At 65.4% G+C, this 21459-nt stretch carries 18 protein-coding genes; 4 read left to right on the top strand and 14 right to left on the bottom strand.

Going from position 1 to position 21459, the window contains the following annotated elements; translation table 11 throughout:
* The 5 genes from T336_RS0120345 to T336_RS0120365 form a co-directional block, all read right to left on the bottom strand.
* Positions 1–1353: methyl-accepting chemotaxis protein (locus tag T336_RS0120345; RefSeq protein WP_026433902.1), on the bottom strand; the 1353-nt coding region annotated here is incomplete at its 3' end.
* Positions 1354–1400: 47 nt separating this feature from the next.
* Entirely contained in the window at positions 1401–3584 is a 2184-nt protein-coding gene (locus tag T336_RS0120350; protein ID WP_026433903.1) for a chemotaxis protein CheA, read from the bottom strand.
* A complete protein-coding gene (locus T336_RS0120355) occupies positions 3581–3898 on the bottom strand; it encodes an STAS domain-containing protein (RefSeq protein WP_026433904.1) in 318 nt (105 codons plus the stop codon). The genes T336_RS0120350 and T336_RS0120355 overlap by 4 nt, the downstream gene beginning before the upstream one ends.
* Positions 3895–4263 carry a response regulator gene (locus T336_RS0120360; RefSeq protein WP_026433905.1) on the bottom strand — a complete coding sequence of 123 codons (369 nt, stop codon included), beginning with the start codon at positions 4261–4263 and terminating at the stop codon, positions 3895–3897. The genes T336_RS0120355 and T336_RS0120360 overlap by 4 nt, the downstream gene beginning before the upstream one ends.
* Before the next feature lie 13 nt (positions 4264–4276).
* The gene (locus T336_RS0120365; RefSeq protein WP_244884003.1) at positions 4277–5347 is read right to left on the bottom strand and encodes a methyl-accepting chemotaxis protein; all 1071 of its coding nucleotides are present in this window, start codon (positions 5345–5347) and stop codon (positions 4277–4279) included.
* Positions 5348–5657: 310 nt separating this feature from the next.
* On the opposite strand from T336_RS0120365, the gene T336_RS0120370 reads away from it, so the two are divergent.
* Complete coding sequence (locus T336_RS0120370; protein WP_026433907.1) at positions 5658–6833, top strand: AraC family transcriptional regulator ligand-binding domain-containing protein; 1176 nt, start codon at positions 5658–5660, stop codon at positions 6831–6833.
* An 11-nt stretch (positions 6834–6844) separates the two neighbouring features.
* Here T336_RS0120370 and T336_RS0120375 read toward each other — a convergent pair whose 3' ends face one another.
* On the bottom strand, positions 6845–8809 hold the full coding sequence (locus T336_RS0120375) for a sigma-54-dependent Fis family transcriptional regulator (protein WP_026433908.1): 1965 nt from the start codon (positions 8807–8809) through the stop codon (positions 6845–6847).
* A 333-nt stretch (positions 8810–9142) separates the two neighbouring features.
* Here T336_RS0120375 and T336_RS0120380 point away from each other — a divergent pair, with 333 nt between their 5' ends.
* The 3 genes from T336_RS0120380 to T336_RS0120390 are packed head-to-tail and all read left to right on the top strand — an operon-like array spanning position 9143 to position 12857.
* A complete protein-coding gene (locus T336_RS0120380; protein WP_026433909.1) occupies positions 9143–10945 on the top strand; it encodes an NAD(P)/FAD-dependent oxidoreductase in 1803 nt (600 codons plus the stop codon).
* 41 nt (positions 10946–10986) lie between these two features.
* Positions 10987–11772, top strand: a complete 786-nt coding sequence (locus tag T336_RS0120385) for an SDR family NAD(P)-dependent oxidoreductase (RefSeq protein WP_026433910.1) — start codon at positions 10987–10989, stop codon at positions 11770–11772.
* A 17-nt stretch (positions 11773–11789) separates the two neighbouring features.
* Positions 11790–12857 (top strand): 2,3-butanediol dehydrogenase, encoded by a 1068-nt coding sequence (locus tag T336_RS0120390; protein WP_026433911.1) that lies wholly within the window; start codon positions 11790–11792, stop codon positions 12855–12857.
* A gap of 195 nt (positions 12858–13052) precedes the next feature.
* Here the strand turns inward: T336_RS0120390 and T336_RS0120395 are convergent, their stop codons facing one another.
* From T336_RS0120395 to T336_RS0120430, 8 genes are all read right to left on the bottom strand, one after another.
* On the bottom strand, positions 13053–14243 hold the full coding sequence (locus T336_RS0120395; protein ID WP_026433912.1) for an OmpP1/FadL family transporter: 1191 nt from the start codon (positions 14241–14243) through the stop codon (positions 13053–13055).
* 161 nt (positions 14244–14404) lie between these two features.
* Positions 14405–15355, bottom strand: a complete 951-nt coding sequence (locus T336_RS0120400; protein ID WP_035226709.1) for a VOC family protein — start codon at positions 15353–15355, stop codon at positions 14405–14407.
* 79 nt (positions 15356–15434) lie between these two features.
* The gene (locus tag T336_RS0120405; protein WP_026433914.1) at positions 15435–16271 is read right to left on the bottom strand and encodes a fumarylacetoacetate hydrolase family protein; all 837 of its coding nucleotides are present in this window, start codon (positions 16269–16271) and stop codon (positions 15435–15437) included.
* A 52-nt stretch (positions 16272–16323) separates the two neighbouring features.
* Positions 16324–16857: a cupin domain-containing protein gene (locus tag T336_RS0120410; protein ID WP_051647365.1), complete on the bottom strand. Its 534-nt coding sequence runs from the start codon at positions 16855–16857 to the stop codon at positions 16324–16326.
* A complete protein-coding gene (locus T336_RS0120415) occupies positions 16854–17339 on the bottom strand; it encodes a lipocalin-like domain-containing protein (protein WP_084151479.1) in 486 nt (161 codons plus the stop codon). The genes T336_RS0120410 and T336_RS0120415 overlap by 4 nt, the downstream gene beginning before the upstream one ends.
* Before the next feature lie 50 nt (positions 17340–17389).
* Positions 17390–18847: an amidohydrolase family protein gene (locus tag T336_RS0120420; RefSeq protein WP_084151480.1), complete on the bottom strand. Its 1458-nt coding sequence runs from the start codon at positions 18845–18847 to the stop codon at positions 17390–17392.
* 77 nt (positions 18848–18924) lie between these two features.
* Positions 18925–20082, bottom strand: coding sequence for an alpha/beta hydrolase family protein (locus T336_RS0120425; RefSeq protein WP_051647367.1), 1158 nt, complete (start codon positions 20080–20082; stop codon positions 18925–18927).
* A gap of 10 nt (positions 20083–20092) precedes the next feature.
* Positions 20093–21451 (bottom strand): amidohydrolase family protein, encoded by a 1359-nt coding sequence (locus T336_RS0120430; protein WP_156957906.1) that lies wholly within the window; start codon positions 21449–21451, stop codon positions 20093–20095.
* Between the last annotated feature and the right edge of the window lie 8 nt (positions 21452–21459).

Genomic DNA, 21459 nt, shown 5'->3' on the forward strand with positions numbered 1-21459 from the left:
GACCTGGCTGCGCTCGGCGAGCTTGCGTACCTCGGCGGCGACGACGGCGAAGCCCTTGCCGTGCTCGCCGGCCCGTGCGGCCTCGATGGCGGCGTTCAGGGCCAGCAGGTTGGTCTGGTAGGCGATGTCGTCGATGATGTTGATCTTCTGGGCGATCTGCTTCATGGCCGCGACGGTGGCCTTGACGGCCTCGCCGCCCTCGGTGGCCTCGGAGGCCGCCTTGGTGGCCATGCTGTCGGTGAGCTTGGCGTTCTCGGTGTTCTGGGAGATGGAGGCGGTCATCTGCTCGAGCGATGCGCTGGTTTCCTCGACACCGGCGGCCTGCTCGCTGGCAGCCTGGCTGAGCGACTGGGCCGTGGCGCTCACTTCTTCGGATGCGCCCGCCAGGGCTTCCGCACCGGCATTCACCTCGGTCACGATGGCGGACAGGCTGGCCACCGTCTTGTTGACGTATTCCTTCATCTGGCCGAAGGCGCCCTGGTATTCGGCGGTAATGGTCTGCGTCAGGTCGCCCTCGGCGACCGCGCCCATCACGCGCACCACGTCGTCGATGCTTTCGCCCGACATGCGCACCATGTCCTTCACCGTGTTCAGCATGCTGCTCTGGTCGCCCGGCCGGGTGATGACCTGCACGGTGAAGTCGCCCTTGGCGACCTGGCGCATCACCTCGGCGGCATACGCCGGTTCGCCCCCGAGCACGTTCTGCAGGCCGCGCACGATCACCATGCCGATGATGGCGGCCAGCGCCGCGGCCAGCAGGCTGCCGAAAATCAGCACGGCGTTGGTCGTGGCGTGCCGGGATTCCGCTTCGCGGGTGCGCACGGCCAGCAGTTCGCTTTCGGCGCCGCGGGCCTGGGCGAGCAGTTCACGCATGCGGTCCATGTGCTGCTTGCCCTTGGCGGCGGTCACGCTGGCCACCACGGCATCCATGGATGCCTTGCCGTCCTTCACGCTGCGGCGCAGGGCGATCTCCGGCTCCAGGACCTTCGTGATCCATTCCTCGCTGGAGGACTGGATGCTCGCGAGCCGCTCCTGCTGCTTGGGGTTGTCCTGCGTGAGGGCCCTGGCCTTGTCCAGGTGCTGCTTGAGGCTGGCCAGCCCCGCCTTGTAGGGATCGAGGAAAGCGTCCTCCCCAGTGAGGGCGAAGCCCCGTTCGCCGGTTTCCACGTTGACCAGGGCGTCGAGCACGTTGTCCATCTCGGACATCACCTCGTAGGTGTGGACGTTCCAGCGGTTCGCCTCCGTGAGCGCCCCGAAATTGATGTACGCCGTGCTGGTGAGGACGAGCAGGATGGCGAGGATGGTCCCGAAGCCCAGGTAGAGCCTGGTTGCGACCTTGAGATTTTTGAACATGGGGGTGCCTTCAGGGCGGTGGGATTTCTGGATGGGGGCGGTGGCCGTCATTGCGGCGCGGCGCCCACGGCGTCGGATGCGGTGCGCTGCGAGGCCATGGCCTTTGCCGCGAGCGCAGGAACATCCAGGATCAGCGCGACCTCGCCGGTGCCCAGGATGCTGGAGCCGCTGATGCCCTGGAGGTGGGCGAACATCTGTGCCAGCGGCTTGATCACGGCCTGGGCCTCGCCGAGGAGACGGTCCACGATCAGGCCGAAGCGCTGCGAGCCTTCCCGGACCACCACGATGCTCTGGCGGGAGCCGGCCGGGGCCGGCACATGGAAGAGCGTGCGCAGCCGGATGAAGGGCAGCACGCGCCCGCGCAGCTCGGTGTAGTCGTGGCCACTGTCCTCCCGGAACTCGATGCACTCCTCGATGGATTCGAGCGGCAGCACGAACACGGAGCGCCCCACGGCGACCTGGAATCCGTTGATGATGGCCAGGGTGAGCGGCAGCCGCACGGTGGTCGTGGTGCCCAGGCCCGGGCGGCTGTCGAGGGACACCGTGCCCCGCAGCGCCGCGATGTTGCGCTTGACCACGTCCATGCCGACGCCCCGGCCCGAAAGGTTCGTGACCTGGTCGGCCGTCGAGAAGCCGGGCTCGAAGATCAGGTTGTAGATGTCCTCGTCGGATAGCGCCTTGCCCGCATCGACCAGGCCGCGCTCGACGGCCTTGGCCAGGATGCGGTCGCGCGACAGGCCGCCCCCGTCGTCGCCCACCTCGATCACGATGCTTCCCGAGTCGTGGTATGCATTGAGTGACACGGTGCCCCACGCGGGCTTGCCGCGCTCCGTGCGCACGGCGACCGGTTCGATGCCGTGGTCCATGCTATTGCGCACCAGGTGCGTCAGCGGGTCGGCGATCTTCTCGACCACGGTCTTGTCCAGTTCGGTGTCTTCGCCGCGCACCTGCAGCACGATGTCCTTGCCGATCTCGCGCGATACGTCGTGCACCATGCGCTGGAACCGGTTGAAGGTCGCGCCGATGCGGACCATGCGCAGCTGCAGTGCGCTGTCGCGGATCTCCTGGACCAGTCCGTTGAGCGTGGAGTGCGCCTCCTGCAGGGCCACGTTCTGCACGTGGCGGCCCGCCTGCGTCGCCGTGGCGGTGGCGGTGATGAGCTCGCCCACCAGGTCCACGAGCCGGTCGAGCTTTTCCGCATCGACCCGCACCGACTGGTGCTCGGCCGAACGGCTTTCCTTGATCTGCTTCTGGCGCACCAGCGCCGCCTCCACGATCGGCTGCTGCACGCGCCGCTGCTCCACCAGCAACTGGCCGAGCGGCTCGGTCGCGCCGTGGTGCTGCAGCTGCAGGGCCTCGTCGAGCTCGCGGCGCGTCAGGCTGCCGCAGTGCACGAGGATATCGCCCAGGCGCAGGGAGGCTTCCTGCCCGTGCGCGCCCATGGTGCCGATCAGGTCGATGTAGCGGGAGATCTCGCTGTCCGGCGGAAGGATGTGCACCACGCAGTCATCGAGCACGAACTCGAAAGCGCCTTCGATGTCGGCCTTGCTGGCGCTGCTGCGCAGCGCGATCTCGAAGCCGAGATAGCAGGACTCCGCGTCCATGTCCGCCAGCGCGGGGAGGTCGTCGGGCAGCGTGGCGATGCCCGTGATCGTGCCGAGCTTGTTGAGGTAGCGCAGGAACGACAGGGGATCCATGCCGTTGCGCAGCACGTCCCGGCCGAAGCGCAGTGAGATGTGCCAGTGGTCCGGCGCGCGGCTTCCGGTCGCGGCCGGCGCCGGGGCGGCAGGGCCTTCGGCCGGACGGGAGGGCGGCTCGGTGCGCGGCGCGGCGTCGGCATTCTCCAGCAGCCGGTTCAGGCCTTCCAGCAGCGGCTGCGCATCGGCCTGCAGCTGCTCGTCGGCCTGGGTGTGGCCGGCCGCCGCGGCCGCCACGAGGCGGCCGGTGTGGTCGCCGCAGGCGAGCAGCAGCGACACGACCGATTCGTCGAGGGCGATGGCACCGTCGCGCACCTCGTCGAGCACGCTCTCGGCGACGTGGGTGAAATCCACGATGAAGTCCAGGCCGAACAGGCCCGCGGACCCCTTGATGGTGTGCGCCGCGCGGAAGATCGCGTTCACCGAGTCGGAGGGGTCGTCCTCCTGCAGCACCCCCAGGAGGGCCTGCTCCATGTCCTCCAGCAACTCGCCGCTCTCGGCGATGAAGGCCTGCAGTGCCTGTTCCATGTTCATGGAGCGTCTCCCTCGGTCGGTGTGCCGGCGGCGAGGGTCTCGCCGAAGAATGCGGACAGGTCGAACAGTGCGAAGACATCCGACACCGGCGCATTGCATCCGGTGAAGCGCAGCCACTGGCCCCTGGCCTGCGCATCGCGGCGGGCCGCCATGAGCAGTTGCACGCCGGCGCTGTCGATCTCGGTCACGCCCGCCAGATCGATTTCCAGGCCCTCGGGGCTGTCGGAAAGTGCGGCGAGCAGGCCCGTGCGCGTTTCCGCGGCCCGGTAGATGGTGAGCTCGCCGTCGAGGGCCAGCGTGGTGATGGAAGTCATGGCAGCACCAGCTTTTCCACGGCCAGCAGCAGGGTGGGCGGCTGGAAGGGCTTGGTCACCCAGGCCTTGGCGCCGGCCATCTGGCCCTCGCGCTTCTTCGCCTCCTGGCTCTCCGTGGTGAGCATGATCACGGGGGTGAAGCGGTAGGCCGGCATGGCCTTCACGCTCTTCAGGAAGGTGATGCCGTCCATGTTCGGCATGTTCACGTCGCTGATGATCAGGTGCACCTTCTGGCCGGTGAGCCGGCGCAGCGCGTCGCTGCCGTCGCAGCCTTCGATGACGTCGTAGCCCGCGCCCCTGAGTGCGATGCCCACGACCGACCGCACGGAAGCGGAGTCGTCCACGATCAGAATGGTCTTTGCCATAAAGAAGGTTCCTTCAGAAAAATGTGATTTCTTCGTGCTGCGCAGGCGCAGGCGCGGGCGCAGTAGCGCCTGCCTTCGCCGAGCCGGCGCGGTGCACGGCGCGCTCGCTCGCCATCGCATAGGTGGCCTCGAGTTCCTGCAGCAGTTCGCCGGCATCCAGGGGGCGCAGGGCACCCTCGCTGGCGCACTGGGCGTGGTGGCTCTGGACGACCGCAGGCATGCGGCCGATGTTGTCGCGCACGTGGCTGAGCACCTGGCTGACCCGGTCCTGGAATTGCAGCTGCACCAGCGAGTCGTTCACCTCCAGCTGGATCTGGCGGCTCTCCTGGCGCAGCAGGTCTGCCGACTGAGCCAGGTGGTCCGTCAGGTGCCGGAACTGTTCCAGCACCTGGGAGATGCGGCTTTCGGAATCGGCCATGACGCGGTTTTCCTGGTTCCGCGACAGCTGGGCCGCGGCACGGGTCTCGTCGATCGCCGAATGGATCGCGTTGATGGCCGCGATGATCCGGCGCCCGGTGTCCCCGGACATCTGCGACAGCGAGCGCACTTCCTGCGCCACCTGCGCGAAGCCGCGGCCGCGGTCCCCCGCGTGGGCCGCTTCGATGGTCGCGTTGATCGCGAGCAGGTTGGTCTGCTGGGCGATGCGGGAGACCGCTTCGGCCATGTCCTGCAGCTCTCCCACGAAGCGTTGCAGGTCTTCTATCTTGGCCAGCATCTGCGCCTTGCCCTGCATGGCGTCACGCAGCGATCCCACCAGTTCCTGCAGTTGCGCCTGGCTGCGGGCGTACACGGCTTCCGCGTCCCCCGGGCCCGCTCCATCGCGCGCCGACTGGTCCAGCGTCCGCGACAGCTGCTGCACGATGTTGGCGAACCGGGCGCTGAGCTGCGCGATAGCCTCTTCCATCTGGCTGCGCGACGATTCGATCTGCCCCGACCAGACGGGCGCCATTGCGGCGCTGAAGGACTCGAACTCCGCGATGAGCCCGAGCAGTTCGTCCGGCGCGGTGCGCCGGGGCCGCCGGGCAATCCAGCCCCCCACCGCGCCGCATGCCACGAGCGCCACGGCACATGACACGCCCGCCATGCTTGCACCGGACAACCCGAGCGCTGCGACCGCACCGAGCAATCCGGTGCATGGCGCGGCCAGGCTTTTCCAAGCCTTCTCCCTATCTCCGTTCATATGGCGATGCCCCCCTTGAAAGCAGCCAAGGAAAGAGATATGGACCTTGGTCTGCCGATAGGACAACCTTAAATCTCAGGCTGCTCGAGCATGGGGACCGAATTGACAAAGTTGCGGTACCCATTCGGCCAATTGTAAGTGGATTTGATAAATTTAGTAGATAGAGGTTAAAAAAAGTTTATTTCTCTGCGGAAAATGTGAAAATTGAGTCCGCATGCAGATCAAGACGACACCATCCATCGCCTCCCGGAGCGGGCACCGCGCGGACATCGCTCCGTTGCTGATCCGCCTGCTGGTGTCCAGGGCGTGGACCCGCGGCCTGACTGCGGAGCGGCTGACGCACGGGCTGGGCCTGGAACTGCACGAGCTGGACGCCCCGGGACTGCAGGTGTCGTACCGGCAGACCCTGGAGGTCACCCGCCGTTTCTGGAGTGCGGCGCCCGGTATCGAGCAGGGGCTGCGATTCGGGGGACAGGCGAACATCGTCGCGCTGGGCGCGCTGGGGCTGGGCATGATGGCGTGCGCGAACGTCCACGACATGCTGCAGTTCCTCATCGAATTCCAGCGTGCCGGGGGCTGCCTGCTGAACGTATACAGCGAACGGACGGAGCAGCATTTCCACATCGTGGTGCGGCCCCGTCTCGATGACCCGGAGGTCGAGCCCTTCCTGGCGGTGTACACGCTGGCATCGATCCATGCGATGGTGCAGCAGGTGCTCGGCACAGAGTTCCATCCCTTGCGCGTGGAGTTCGCGCTGCCGCGGCCGGTGGACCTGGCGGAATTCGAGCAGGCCTTCGGCTGCCGGGTCGAGTTCGGGTCAGGCGACCACCGGCTGAGCCTGCCGCCGCAGGCCATCGCGCTCAGGACGGCAGAGCCCACCGTGGTGGCCCGGATGCGCATGCTGCTGCTGGAGGCCTGGCCGCCCGGGCCGGGGACGGACCTCGGTGCCGCCGTCGTGCAGGTACTCCGGCGCTGCCAGACGCTCGCGCCCCCGCTGTCGGACATCGCGGCCGCGCTGAATCTCGGCGAACGCACCCTGCGCCGCCGGCTGGCCGAGGAAGGTCTGACCTACCGCGGCCTGGTGAGCGAGGAGCGCCGGCGCCGCACGCTCACGATGGTGTGCCGCTCCAGCCAGTCGATGGAAGACGTGGCGGTGAAGACGGGTTACTCCAGCGCGCGCAGCCTGCGCCGCGCCGTGCAGCGCTGGACGGGCACCGGTCCGTCGCTCGTCCGCGCGGCAGCCCGGGCCGCCACCCGCGCCCCTGGAGCGGAGCAGGACCCGGGCGCCACCGGTTGCGCGGCAGCGCCAGGGCCGGAGAACACGCAGGGCCTGCAGGCCGGCGGCCGCGGTGCCTCCCGGAGCCCGCGAGGCCCACGGGGTTCGAAGTAAGTCGCCGCGTGCTACGCCCCGCGCCAGTGGGCATGCCGCACGCCCAGCTGCAGTTGCTGGATGCGGCGGTGGATGGTGGAGCGGCTGACGCCGAGCTGGCGAGCGGCTTCTGAGACGTTGCCCTGGCATTGTTCGAGCAACTGCTCCAGCGCGTGCGCGGCGGACCCGCTGGCGGGGGAGGCCGGGGCGGTCCCGGGTGGCGCGCTGTGCGCCGCCGGCAGCGCATCGGGCAGGTGCCCGGGCTCGATGGTGCCGTCGCCATCCTCCCCGCACAGGGCTGCGGCATAGCGCAGCGCGTTGTGCAGCTCGCGCAGGTTGCCGGGCCATGCATGCGCGGCCAGCACGGCGCGGGCGGCATCGCCCAGGTGCAGGTGGCCACCCAGGGTGGCCAGCATCTGGTCGGCGATCGCCTGCAGGTCGCTGCGCTGGCGCAGCGCAGGCAGCTGCAGTTCGGCGGCGTTGAGGCGGTAGAGCAGGTCTTCGCGGAAGCTGCCGCGCCGCACCAGTTCGGCCAGCGGCCGGTGCGAGGCCGAGATGCAGCGCACGGAGACCGCCCGCGGTGCGCGGGCGCCCAGCGGGGTGATTTCGGATTCGGACAGCACCCGCAGCAGCTTGGCCTGCAGGGCCGGCGGCATGTCGCCGATCTCGTCGAGGAACAGCGTGCCCTCATGGGCTGCTGCGATCAGGCCTTCGCGGCCCTTGGCCGTTGCGCCGGTCCAGGTGCCGGGCAGGTAGCCGAACAGCTCGCTTTCCAGCAAGGCCTCGGGAATGGCAGCGCAGTTGATGGCGATGAAGGCACCGCGGCGGCCGCTGGCGGCATGGAGGGCGCGGGCCAGGTATTCCTTGCCCGAGCCGGTTTCTCCCTGGACCAGGATGGGCAGCGCCTGCGGCGCGAGCCGCGCGGCCTTGCGCAGCAGCGCCTGCAGTGCCGCATCGCCCGTGTCCAGCGCCTGCAGCGCGGCGGGCAGCGGGGGCGGTGCCTGCGTGGCTGCCGCGCCCTGCGAGCGCAGGCGGCGCGTGGGGCGCTGCGGCTCCATGGCATGGGCGAAGAGGATGCTGCCGTCGCGCGCGCGGATGATGCGCTCCTGCGCCGGCCGGTTGCGGCGCAGTTCGGGCAGATGGCGCAGGTCCACGTCGAAGAAGCGCTCCAGCGGCTGGCCGATGAGCTTCTGGCGCTGGCGCCAGTCCAGTTGCGCGGCGGCGGCCAGCAGGCGCGCGCCTCCGTGGGTCATGGCGCGGATGCGGCCGCGTGCATCGACGCTGATGGAGGCGTCGGGATCGACGTCGAGGAAGTCGGGCGACTGCGCCAGGCGCAGCACCCAGTCCTGCCCGGACTGCGCCATCAGGTTGGCGTGCTCGACGCGCCGCGCCGCGGCCACGACGAGGTTGAGCGCCAGGTTCTGGCTGGCTCGTTCGGCGGGCGAGCGCAGCAGCGACAGGTCCAGCACCGCGGCGAGTTCGCCGCGCAGGTCGTAGATGGGCGCGGCGGTGCAGGACAGGCCGGTGTGGGTGAAGTCGAAATGGTCGCTCTGGTGCACGGTCAGCGCTTCGCCTGTTTCCAGGCAGGCCCCCACGGCCGAGGTGCCGGAGTGGTCCTCGCGCCATTGCGCGCCCAGATAGAGGCCGGCGCGGCGCAGGTCGCCGGCGTCGGCCTCGTGCCCCAGGAAGTCCACGGCCACGCCGTGCCGGTCGGCCAGCAGCAGCACGTAGTCCAGGCCCTTGAGCTGCTGGTAGAGCCGCTCCAGCCCATGGCGGGCGATGTGGATCAGCGGCTCGGATTCCTCGCGGTGCGCGCGCAACTCGCCATCGGGAACGATGTGGGCTTCGCTGGTGTGCGCCGGGTCGAGCCGGTGGTGGTCGATGCAGCGGCGCCAGCTGCGCAGCACGGCGCGGTCGCGGTCCTGGCTGCCCGTGGGGTAGCCCGAGCCGAAGGCTTCGATTTCCTGGACGTGCGAGGCGTAGGACTGCAGAGGCATGGCGTGGAGTCGGTGCGGTCTTGGAACGTGCCGTGGGGGATTGTGTGCCCAGGGCCGTGCCTGACCCATCGAGATTTACCCATTGCTACTGCTGCGCTGCAGCACGCGTGGTGCGACAGGTGTCGCGCGGTGCGCCGCCTGTCGCGTGCTGCAGCCACCGCCGGCAGGGCCGGGCGCAAGGGGTTTGTACCAGGGGCGCACTGCCAACCCGTTGATTTTCCTGGCATCCGGTGCCGGCCGCCGGTGCCCGGCGTGGCTGGCATGGCGGTTGCCTTGAGCCGTATCGCCCGGACAAAAAACCAGCGGGCATGACCACCATCCAAGGAGACAACGATGACCGATACGACGGCTGCAGCCCGCACCCAGGCGCTGCTCGACCGACTCAACCGCGCTCTGGCGGACCGCGACTTCACGGCCGCGAGCCGGCTGTTCGCCGACGAGTGCTACTGGCGCGACCTGGTGCTGCTGACCTGGAACATCAAGACCATGGAAGGCCAGCAGCAGATCGCCGACCTGCTGGCGGCGCAGCTCGATGCCGCGGCGCCCGTGCATTTCTCCCTGGACGAGCGCGAGGCCGTGGAAGAGGCCGACGGCGTGCTGTCCGCCTGGATCGTGGTCGATACGCGGCATGCGCGCGGCGGCGGCCATGTCCGCATCCGGGACGGGCGCATCTGGACGCTGCTGACGGCCGCCCAGGAACTGAAGGGGCACGAGGAGCCCATGGGCACGCGCCGCCCGATGGGCGCCGAGCACGGCATCCGGCGTGGCCGCCAGACCTGGCTGGAGCGCCGCCAGCAGGAGGCCGAGGAACTGGGCCGCGGGAAGCAGCCCTTCGTGCTGGTCATCGGCGGAGGGCAGGGCGGCATCGCGCTGGGCGCGCGGCTGCGCCAGCTGGGGGTGTCGCACATCGTCATCGACCGCCAGGCGCGCCCCGGCGACCAATGGCGCAACCGCTACAAGTCGCTGTGCCTGCACGATCCGGTCTGGTACGACCATCTGCCGTACCTGCCCTTTCCGGACAACTGGCCCGTGTTCGCGCCCAAGGACAAGATCGGCGACTGGCTGGAGATGTACACCAAGGTGATGGAGGTCAACTACTGGCCGTCCACCAACTGCCTGACCGCCCGCTTCGACGAAGACAAGCAGGAGTGGGAAGTCACCGTGGAGCGCGATGGCGAGACGCTGGTGCTGCGCCCCAAGCACCTGGTGTTCGCCACCGGCATGTCGGGCAAGGCCAACGTGCCCCAGATCAAGGGCCAGGACGTCTTCAAGGGCGAGCAGCAGCACTCGTCACAGCACCCCGGCCCGGACGCCTATGCCGGCAAGAAGGTGGTGGTGATCGGCGCCAACAATTCCGCGCACGACATCTGCGCGGCGCTGTGGGAGCATGGCGCCGACGTGACCATGGTGCAGCGCTCGTCCACGCACATCGTGCGCTCCGATTCGCTGATGGAGATCGGCCTGGGCGATCTGTATTCGGAGCGCGCCCTGGCCAATGGCGTGACCACCAAGAAGGCGGACCTGATCTTCGCCTCGCTGCCCTACCGGATCATGGCCGACTTCCAGGTGCCGGTGTACGACCGCATCCGCGAGCGCGATGCGGAGTTCTACCGCAAGCTCGAAGCGACCGGCTTCATGCTGGACTTCGGCGACGACGACTCGGGCCTCTTCATGAAGTACCTGCGCCGCGCGTCGGGCTACTACATCGATGTGGGCGCCTGCGACCTGGTGATCGACGGCAGCATCAAGCTGCAGGCGGGCAAGGGGATCAGCCACCTGTCGGAGAACGCCGTGGTGCTGGATGACGGCACCGAACTGCCTGCGGACCTGGTGGTCTATGCCACCGGCTACGGCTCGATGAACGGCTGGGTGGCCGACCTGATCAGCCAGGAGGTGGCGGACAAGGTGGGCAAGGTCTGGGGCCTGGGCTCCGACACCACCAAGGACCCGGGGCCGTGGGAGGGCGAGCAGCGCAACATGTGGAAGCCCACGCAGCAGCAGGCGCTGTGGTTCCACGGCGGCAACCTGCACCAGTCGCGCCACTATTCGCTCTACCTGGCGCTGCAGCTCAAGGCCCGCCAGGAAGGCCTGCCCGTGCAGGTCTACGGCCTGCAGCAGGTCCACCACCTGCGCTGAGCGTCTCGCTCTTTATCCATCCAACGCAAGGAGACAACCACATGCAGACCACTTTGCTTCCCCTGGCCGGAAAGACGGCCGTCGTGACCGGCGGCGCGCGCGGCATCGGCAAAGGCATCGTGCTGGAGCTGGCCCGGGCCGGTGCCGACGTGCTCATCGCCGACCTGCTGGAGGACGCCATGCAATCCACCGCCGCTGAAGTGCAGGCCCTGGGCCGCCGCGCCCTGACGCGCCGCGTCGATGTGACCGACGCTGCGCAGGTACAGGCCATGGTGGACCAGGCGGTGTCCGAGCTGGGGGGCCTGGACATCCTGGTCAACTGCGCGGGCGTCATCAGCATCCATTCGGTGGCGGAGCTGTCGGAGCGTGACTGGGACTTCGTCATGGGCGTCAACGCCAAGGGCACTTTCCTGGGCTGCCGCGCTGCGCTGGGGCCGATGCGGGCCAGGCGCTCGGGGCGCATCATCAATGTGGCGTCGATCGCCGGCAAGGAAGGGTTTCCCAACCTCGCGCACTACAGCGCGTCCAAGTTCGCCGTGGTGGGATTCACCAATGCGCTGGCCAAGGAAGTGGCGCAGGAGGGCATCACGGTCAACGCCATCTGCCCCGGCATCGTGCGCACCTACATGTGGGACCGCCTGTCGGACGAGTGGAAGAACGAGGGCGAATCCGTGGAGGACTCCTGGGCCCGCCACCAGCTGACGCTCATCCCGCAAGGCCGCGCGCAGACGCCCCAGGACATGGGCCGGCTGGCGCTGTTCTTCGCCACCATGGACAACGTCACCGGGCAGTCGGTGAATGTCGATGGCGGCTTCACCTTTCACTGACCCGGAGAGATCGAATCATGAAAGCAGCACGTTTCCATGCGCGCGGCGACATCCGCATCGAAGACATTCCCGAACCCGTGGTGGAGCCTGGCACCGTGGGCATCGAAGTGGCCTGGTGCGGCATCTGCGGCACCGACCTGCATGAGTTCATGGAGGGGCCGATCTTCATCCCGCCCTGCGGCCACCCGCACCCCATCTCGGGCGAATCGGCGCCCGTCACCATGGGGCACGAATTCTCCGGCGTGGTCTATGCCGTGGGCGAGGGCGTCGATGACATCGAAGTCGGCCAGCACGTCGTGGTGGAGCCCTATATCGTGGCCGACGACGTGCCCACCGGGCCGGGCGACCACTACCACCTGTCCAAGAACATGAACTTCATCGGCCTGGGCGGCCGTGGGGGCGGGCTCTCCGAGCGGATCGCCGTCAAGCGCCGCTGGGTACACCCGATCTCCGACGCCATTCCGCTGGACCAGGCCGCGCTGATCGAGCCGCTGTCGGTGGGCCACCATGCCTACACCCGCAGCGGCGCCCAGGCGGGCGACGTGGCGCTGGTGGGTGGGGCCGGGCCCATCGGCCTGCTACTGTCCGCCATCCTCAAGGCCAAGGGCCTCACGGTGATCGTCACCGAACTGAGCGCCAGGCGAAAGCAGAAGGCGCGCGAATCCGGCGTGGCCGACCATATCCTGGACCCCTCCGAAGTGGACGTGGTGGCCGAGGTCATGCGGCTCACGGATGGCAAGGGTGTGGACGTGGCCTTCGAATGCTCCAGCGTCAACAAGGTGCTCGACACCCTGGTGGCCGTGACGAAGGCCACGGGCGTGGTGGTGATCGTGTCCATCTGGAGCCATCCGGCCACCATCAACGTTCACAGCGTGGTGATGAAGGAACTGGACGTGCGCGGCACGATCGCCTACTGCAACGACCACCAGGAAACCATCAAGCTGGTGGAGCAGGGCAAGATCGACCTGGCGCCCTTCATCACCCAGCGGATCCAGCTGGACGATTTGGTGGCCAAGGGCTTCGACACGCTGATCCACAACAACGAGTCGGCGGTGAAGATCATCGTGCAGCCGCGGCTGAAGTAGGGTGGGGCGGCCGTGGCGCGTCATGCTTCGCTTTCGCGGGGAGGCAGGCAGGAACCGTTGGGGGCCGCACCATCGCTCGCTGCGCGCTTGCGCGCAGCTCCTGTGGCGCAAGGGCACGGATGAAGGGGTACCCGTGCCAGGGGACCCCATTTCCGGGGAGCAGGTTGTCGCGTGAGCTTCATCCTGCTTCAGCGTTCATTTGAACTTCCGCGTGTACGTCAGTGCGGCATAGTGCGCGAGTCCATACGGATTCGTTCCCTGGCTTGGCCCGGATCCGACCACCTGCACTCGCGGCGACAGGGCGTAGGCGAACGACACCTCTTCCGTCCGGCTCATCCGGTAGGTTCCGCCCAAGGTATAGGTCCGGTTCGGCGTCAGGGGCACAAGAAACGTAAACGCGGTATTTGCGGGCGTCAATAACTGGTTCGCAACTTCGAAACCGCCACGGATGATCCATCGATCACTGAATTCGTATTGCACCCCGAACCTGTAGGCGTCGATGTTCCTGAAGCCGAATCCGGAGCCGTTCTCGCTCCCCAGCGGCACCGTCAGGTTCAGCGGGTTGCCTAAGGAGCGAGTCTTTGCGTAATTGAAGCGATTCCAATCCAGACCGATGAGCCATTTCGTGTTCGGCCTGAACGCGACCCCCACGCCATAGGATTCTGGCTCTTCGAAGCGGGCTCCGTCAGCCAGGATCTGGCTGTACCTGTCCCATGCACCGTAGCGCACTTTTGAAGCGTAGAAAGCGCCTGCGGAGAACTGGTCGGTGAACCGGCTCATCCAGCCCAGCCGCACGCCATAGCCTTGCGACCAGTCACGGCCGCGGTTGGATTGGCCCGTTTGTGCCTCGACCCCCTTGACCGAGATGGTGGAGACGGCCCCCACCAACGCAACAGACAGAGCGTTTCTGTTGTGCTCCCCGAATCGGTATGCAATGGTGGGGGCCACATGGAGAAACACCGTTTGGGCCCGTGTCTGCGAGTTTCCCCGAACTCCTCCGAACGCCTCGCGATACGTGACACCGGCACCGCCCGACCAGCTTGCCACCCCGACGGCGATGGCCGGCGAGAGATCTTTGATGTAGCCGAACTCCGGGAGCACAGCCAGGCCGAGTTTCGTCTTGTAGTCCTGGCCTTGAAACTCCGAGCCGGCACGGATGAAGTAGATGCCGGAACCGATGTCCAGTCGTTCTCCCGCGAACGCTATGCCAGCCGGATTCGTCGCAGGCGCCAGCGCGGACTCACCCACGGCTATGCCGACCCCGCCCATCCCCTGCTCACGGCTGCCATAGCCGGTCGCATTCGTGCCGGTTTCGGCGAATGCCGATGCCATGGTCCCCGAAAAAATGATCGCCAGGGAAATGGGGGTGATTTTGTTCAGTTTCATTTTTTGTCTCCTGTGTTTTATTGACGCCCGTGCGCGACCAGGCGGCAAGGAGTCCTTGCAGCATGGAATGGGCACACGGGTGGGTTTATCTGCCGCGGGCGGGCAGTCCGCTTTTTCCGATTTCGGCAGACGACTGTCTGGTCAACGGCGGGTAGCGATGTTCAATGCCCCGCGGACTGCGCCTCGTAATTGACAACGAAGTCGCTGGGCACATCGGGCCCCCAGACGTAGAGGGAGTCCTCGATGGGATGATTGGCTGCGGGCCAGGGCACTCCTTGCTCGACATAATCGATGTCATAGGAATACTCTGCGTAGCTGTTCCAGGGGTCTCGGATATACGCGAAATAGTTGGAGCCAAGAACATGGCGCCCGACGCCCCATCCACCTCTGTAGCCAACGCGCTCCATGTGGGTCATGCCCGTGCCGACATCGTCCAGGCTGCCTACGCACCAGCTGCTGTGGTGCAGGCCGCAGCCATTCGATTTCGCCAGCGCGATCAAGTGGTGATCACTGCCGTGCGGGGTATGCATGAAGGCAATCGCGTCCCCTGATCTGTCGGACAGCCGGAGCCCCAACACCTCTTCATAGAATCGCAGGCTGCGCTCGACGTCGGCCGTGAACAGCAGGATATGGGACAGATACAGCGGCCGCACCCGCCCCACTGCGCTACTTGCCGGGGCGCGGCCCGAATTCGCGCAGGCGGGAGGGGATTGCTGAGGCGCGGGGTGGTCGGGGGAAGACTTTCCTGCGACTTTGAGCTGTATGGGCAGGCCGTCCGGCGCGCACAACCACAAGCCGTCGGCCGGAGCCCCCGGTGGCGGCGTTATGCGTTCCGCCCGGCTCAGCGCATGTATTTCGAAGGCCTCGGCATCCTGAGCGTGGATGCCGTAGGCCACCCAGAGCAGGCGCTTGAGCGGCCCTTGGAAAATACGTCCCCAGCGATGGCCATTGCCTTGGGTGTACAGGCCCAAGGCGCCATCCTCTTCGATCACGTCGAGGCCGAATCGCTCGTAGAAGTCACGTGCAGCCTGAAGATCGGGAACGCTGATGACAAACTCATCGACCGAATGGACGGCCAATGGGCGAGTGGAAACTGCTTCGGCAGAATGCATGACGACCTCGACTTGGGCTTGGGATCTGAAGCTGCCTGGCGCAGCTTTCCGATGCGGTTCGTGGCGCTGGCAGCGGCGTTCAGCGAACCAGTTGCCGTTGCGTACCCAGCGGGCCGGCCGACAGCGCCATCACATCGCCTCGCTGGAGGAAGACCGGGGGCTTCATGCCCAGGCCGACTCCTGCAGGGGTGCCGGTGATGACCACGTCGCCCGGCAGCAGCGTCATGAACTGGCTGAGGTAAGAGAGGATTTGCGCGACCGGGAAAATCATGTCGGCCGTGCTGCTGGCCTGGCGCAAATCGCCGTTGACTCGCAGCTCGAGTGGAATGGCCTGAGGGTCGGGCAGTTCGTCGGCGGTGACGAGCCAGGGGCCTAGCGGGCCGAAGCCGTCGAAGCTCTTCCCCTTGCCCCATTGACCGTTGCGCTTGATCTGCCAGCCACGCTCCGACACATCGTTGGCCAGGCAATAACCTGCCACATGCGACAAGGCATGTTCGGCGGGAACCTGCCTTGCCAGCGTGCCCACCACGAAACCAAGCTCGATTTCCCAGTCTCCCTCCACCGCGCCTTCCGGCAGCACGACATCGTCGTTGGGCCCGGCAATCGATGTGATGGCTTTATGGAATACCACGGGCTCCTTCGGGATTTCGAGCCCCGCTTCTTGCGCATGCTTGCGGTAATTCAATCCGATGGCGATGAATTGCCGCACTCCCGTGATCGGGGCCCCCAGCCGCTCGCCAGGCGGCACGAGAGGAAGCCTGTGCAGGTCAATAGCCCGTAGAGCGGCCAGCTTCTCGGGCGACAGCCACTCCGGAGTCCAATCGCTGATCAGCAGTGAAAGATCGCGGATGCGGCCCTCGTTGTCGAGAGCACCTGGTTTCTCCGAACCCACGGCACCGAATCTCAGTAGCTTCATAAATAATCCTAATCGTGCAGAAAGATGAAAGGGCCAGATGTGGCAAGGAGGCTCAGGGTAATGTGGCGCCGATCAGCACGAAGAGCACTCGACAAGGCTCCGCCGTACGGTTGATCCAGTCGTGATTGGTGCCGCGCTGTATCATCACGTCGCCAGCGCGCATGAGGGTTTCCTGCCGGTCAAGCACTGCGTAGATTTCGCCGGAGATCACGTAGGCATAGTCGATGGACGGCGTGCGATGCATGAGGTGTTCTTCGCTGGCCGCAGGAAATCTGGCCTTGATCGCAGCATCGGGCGGAAACTCCACGATCCGGAATACCGTGCCTTGCACCGGCGGTGGCAGCACGACCGGGCCGGCTGCGGGATCGGCAGGCTCCTCGCTCAATCGCACAGGGGTTTCCGAAGTCTTCCAAAGCTCGGTGGTTGCGAATTCCGGCATACCCATGATGGCCTGCACATTCGCGCAATGGGCGTCCGAAACGATGTAGGACTTTCCGTGCTCGTCCGAGCCCGTGACGATGCGGCGGTACGTGCCCACCTGTCTGCTGACCTGGACCGTTTGAGCCAAGTCGATGGCGTTGCTCATGCTGCAGCTCCCTGGATTCGTTGATCGTTCTGTTGTACGCGTACCCACTCGATATAGCTGGTCCTGGATACTCCGCCGATAACCATCGAGGGCGTATCGAGCCTCAATCGATCACCTTCGAAAACGCAGATCCGCAACATGCGCTGGCCTATGAAATGGGGGAGAGTGGCGTAATCCACGACGTGGACCACTTCCGAACGTTCTTCATTCAGTTCATAGCTGCCGCTGTAGGCGACGATGGAAGAGAATGCATCGGCGCGCTCTTCCTGCGTTCCGCCATCCAGCGAGCTGTCTTTGAAAAGCGAACGCTCCTTGCGTGCCAGCATGGCACTCATCACCCCGTTTTCGGAGTAGATGAGGTAACCGCCGCATGCATCTGCCATACCCAGAGGCGGAAGGAAATGGTCTTTTTTCTCTCCGTCGGTCAGGCACCAGTCTGCAAGGCGCCAGGCGCCCACCAGTTTTCTCTTGAGATCGCTCATTGTGATTTCCTAAGTTCAATGAAAAGCCTCCTATATGTGGTGGGCGGGCTTCATTCCTCGATAGCTACTTGCTGCAGTCTCTCGGACCACCGCTCGACCTCGCGAGACAGATCGCGCTGCCGTTGGGGCGTCCTGCTGATGAGGAATTCGTGCGAAGCCTTCAAGTCAGCACTCAACTTCGCACGATCGATGCCCACGAGTTTCCCGTGACGCTTGCGGATCTGCCCATCGATAATGACCGTATCGACATTGGAAACCTGGCCATGCATCACCAAGGTGGATACCGGGTCCGTGACGGGTGCCAGGTTGGAATGGCTGGCATCGATCAAGACAATATCGGCGCGCTTTCCTACCTTCAAGCTGCCAACAAGGTGGTCAATGCCCAGTGTCTTGGCGCCGTTGATCGTTGCCCAGCGGAAGATATCCCTCACCGTGATCTTCTGGTCCAGCACCGCTTCGAAGCCGGCAGCCCTGGGGTGGTTGATCTGGTGCCGGGCGAAGTTCATCGACAGCCTCATATTGGCGAACATGTCGGCAGACATCACGGCCACCGTGTCGGTACCCAGGGATATATCGATACCCGCGGCCACGGCTTCGATGAAATTGACCGGCTTCGTGATTCCCATGTAGATCTCGCTGTCGGGCGAACTGGCGAAATGCGCACCCACTTCCTTCATCATCATGAAGTCGTTGAAGGAGAACTCGTTGCAATGCGAGAGTACGGCCCGTGTGTCCAGCAAGCCTTTGGCGTACAGCTTGTGGATCCCGCGTGAGATAGGCGCGGCTCCGTTGCCGCAGTGCGTGTGCCCGGTCCACTTCACGTTCATGTCGAGCGCGGCACGAATTTCCATCTCCGTCAGTTCGAAGGGAAGCAGTTGCTGCTCGGTGATCGCAATGCCCATGCGCAGCAGCGAATCGTCGGACGGGAAATATCGGCTTTTCATCCGCCGGCTGTCGGCGATGCGATCTTCATGCTTGCCAAACGCGTCGCTTTCCCAAACCGGGCAATAGCCATAGCCCCACACGCCACGTATGCCCGATTCGATCGCGGCTTGCGCTGCGGCATCTCCGTGCTCGGGTGAAATGATGCAATGGGCATGATCGAAAACGGAAGTCGTTCCCCCGTTGATCATCTCCAGCGCACTGGCATAGGTACCGATGCTGACATCTTCCGGCCGATAAGATGCGATGAAATCCTGCCGGATCATCTGGAAATAACCCAGCAGCGTCATGTCGCCACAGGCTCCGCGCAAAGCACCTTGCCACAGATGCTTGTGCACATCGATCAGTCCTGGAATCGCGATGAAGTCTTTTGCATCGATCCTCTCGCAGTCGGCAGGCGCCACGATGGCCTTCCCTATCGCCTTGATGATTCCATCCTCGATCAGGATGGATCCGCCCTCGATGTCGCCATCATCTTCATTGGTGACGATCCAGGCATTCTCGATAAGAATTTTCCGCTTCATATCTTGCTCCGTTAAAAGATATTCGCAATATTTGAAAGGCATGCTCTCGTCTAGCGCTCTTGCGGCTCGGCTTCTGAAAAAATCGACGCTTGTTTGAATGGTCAGGCGCCAGCTCCGGGCTATGGGTTTTCGAGGGGCGCCTTCACCGCAAGCTGGTCCAGAAACCAGTCCGCGACAAGCGTGTTCTTCTCGTGGGAATGGTTGTATATGCAGTGGTCACCATCGGCCCAGACGGCAAGACGCTTGTGATGCGAAGCCGCGAGGTCGTGAATTCGCCGGGCGTTATCGAGGAGAAACACCTGGTCCGGCACGCTGTGCAACTGCAGCAGGGAACAGCGCAGTTCTCCAAGCCGGTCACTGAGGTCCATCCGGCGCACCAGGCGCACTGCGCTGTCCGCATCGTCCAGTCCGGTCAGGGCCTGCAGTTTTTCCACATACCGCGGGAACCGGTCTGCAAGCTCGACCGGGGTCGGGCTTCCTCCATTCACGCAGCAGGCAGCGATGCGCTGATCGTCGATCGCCGCGGCTGCGGCCACATAGCCGCCCATGCTGTTGCCCCAGACGCCGACGGCAGAATCGATCAAGGACATTTCGCTCAGTCGATCAATCACCGCAGAGACCGCGCCCTGGACCGAGAGATCAAGGTACAGCCGATGCACCAGGCGTGTTTCTCCCTGGCCTGGCAGATCCAGGAGCACGACAGCGATACCCCGCTCGACCAGATATTCGGCGCCGCAGTAATATTCCTCACGCCATCCGTCGAACCCACCGAACTGGATGACCACGGGCACCTTGCCCTCGATGGCGGGGCGCATCAGCCAGCCGCTCAGCTGGCTGTCTTTCCAGGGGAATTCCACCTTTCGGATCTGGTGATCAGCGAGCGACGCGGCGGCGCCAAATGCATCGACCATCCGCCGGTAGATATCCTGCTTTCGTTCGGTGTCGCGCGGAATCGCCACTTGGGCAAAGCGCAAGCAGGAACTGGCGTAGTGGAAGTAGCTGCGGGCAGTCACCCTATGCTTTGCCGCAAGAGCTTCTGTCGCGCGGGCAAGGTTGCGCTCCGCCAGCCACTCGGCGGCGTCGATCCACGGTATTCCCGATTCCACCATCGCGTGCAACGCGTGTGCATCGGCGTACTCCATGCCGTTGTTGATGAGCCTCTGCAGCGGCATTGCGCGTCGATGGCTGTCGAGCTCTTTCCTCAAGCCCGCCTCGATCACGGCGGCGGGCTGGGGTGCCGGCCTTGCCGTCACTGCATCCAGAGGCGGCAGGTTCATGATTGCGGCCTTATGCATGGGCCGCTCTGGCTGCCAGCAGCCGGTCTCGCGACTGCTCCGCCAGCCTGAGGATGCGCGGGATATCGATCGACAGCATCTTCCCGTTCCGCTTGACGGCCCGGCCGGCGACGAACACCGAATCGACGTTACCCGGGTGCGCGCCGCCGACAATTGCGCCGGCTGCGTCGGTCACCGGCGCCAGGTTCAGATCGTCAGCCCGGATCAAGATCAGATCGGCCTCCTTGCCTGGCGTGAGACTTCCGGTTCGGCCGTCGAGGCCGCAGGCGCGTGCGCCTTCGATCGTGGCGAACTGCAGCAGGTCTGCTGCATCAAACCTGGCCGAGCGCTCTGCCAGCGCCGGGTTGTGCAGCACTTCCATCTGCTGGCCGGTGAGCGCCGCGCGCATCACCGTGAACATGTCACCTGCCGCCGATACTTCCACGTCCACCGACAGGCTGGGCCGCAGGCCCACCTTCAGCATGCGACCCGTTGCAGGAATACCCAGGCCGGGCATGTTGGCGTCGATCGTTGCGGCGACGGATACCGTACCGCCGGAGTCCCGGATCATTCGAAGCTCGTCGTCGCTGCACGTGCAGCAATGGATATAGGTGAGGTCAGGGCCCATCAGCTTGTGGTGGTGCAGCGCGACCACGCCAGGGTTGTTTTTGTTGAACTCGCCACATCCGACGTGCAGGCAGCCGCGCAGGCCGAGGTCGCGCATCAGGCTCAGATCCGCCTTGGCCACGTCCATGGTGGTCATCTCGGGCCCGCGCAGCATCATGTTCAACGTGACCAGGGCGTTGTCGTCGGAGAGAATCTCGCGCCTCACCCGACGGATGTCTTCGGGATGCAGCCTTTCACTGTTTATCAGCCAACCCGCCATATCGAGGGCTGGCCAGCCGTAGTCGAAAACGGCCCGAATGCCCGAGTCGCGCAGTGCCTGAATGGCTGCTTCGGTATGCTGCGGCGTGTTCTGGATATGCGATTCATCACGCAAGGTCGTGATGCCGGACTCAAGCGCCGAGACCGCGCCCAGCAGGTTGGCCGCATACACGTCTTCCGGCGTGAAGAGGTTGCCGTAGGGAATCAGGAACTTGTTGAGATAGTCGAGAAAGTCCCATCCGACGCCGATGTGCCGCATGGCCGTCTCCCAGGTATGACGATGAGTGTCAATGAACCCGGGGAGCGCGAGCATATTGCCGGCCTCTATGGTTTCGTCCGCATGCACGTCCAAACGCATACCGATGTCTGCGATCTGGGTGCCTGCGATCAGGATGTCGCCGCGCAATTCTCCGAGCGAAGGATCCTGGGTCAGGATACGCGCACCTCTGATCAGGGTGCGATGGGCATTGTTGAGTGGTTTCGACATGGAAATTC

It is taken from the genome of Paracidovorax oryzae ATCC 19882, assembly GCF_000687165.1.
Taxonomy (GTDB): Bacteria; Pseudomonadota; Gammaproteobacteria; order Burkholderiales; family Burkholderiaceae_C; genus Paracidovorax; species Paracidovorax oryzae.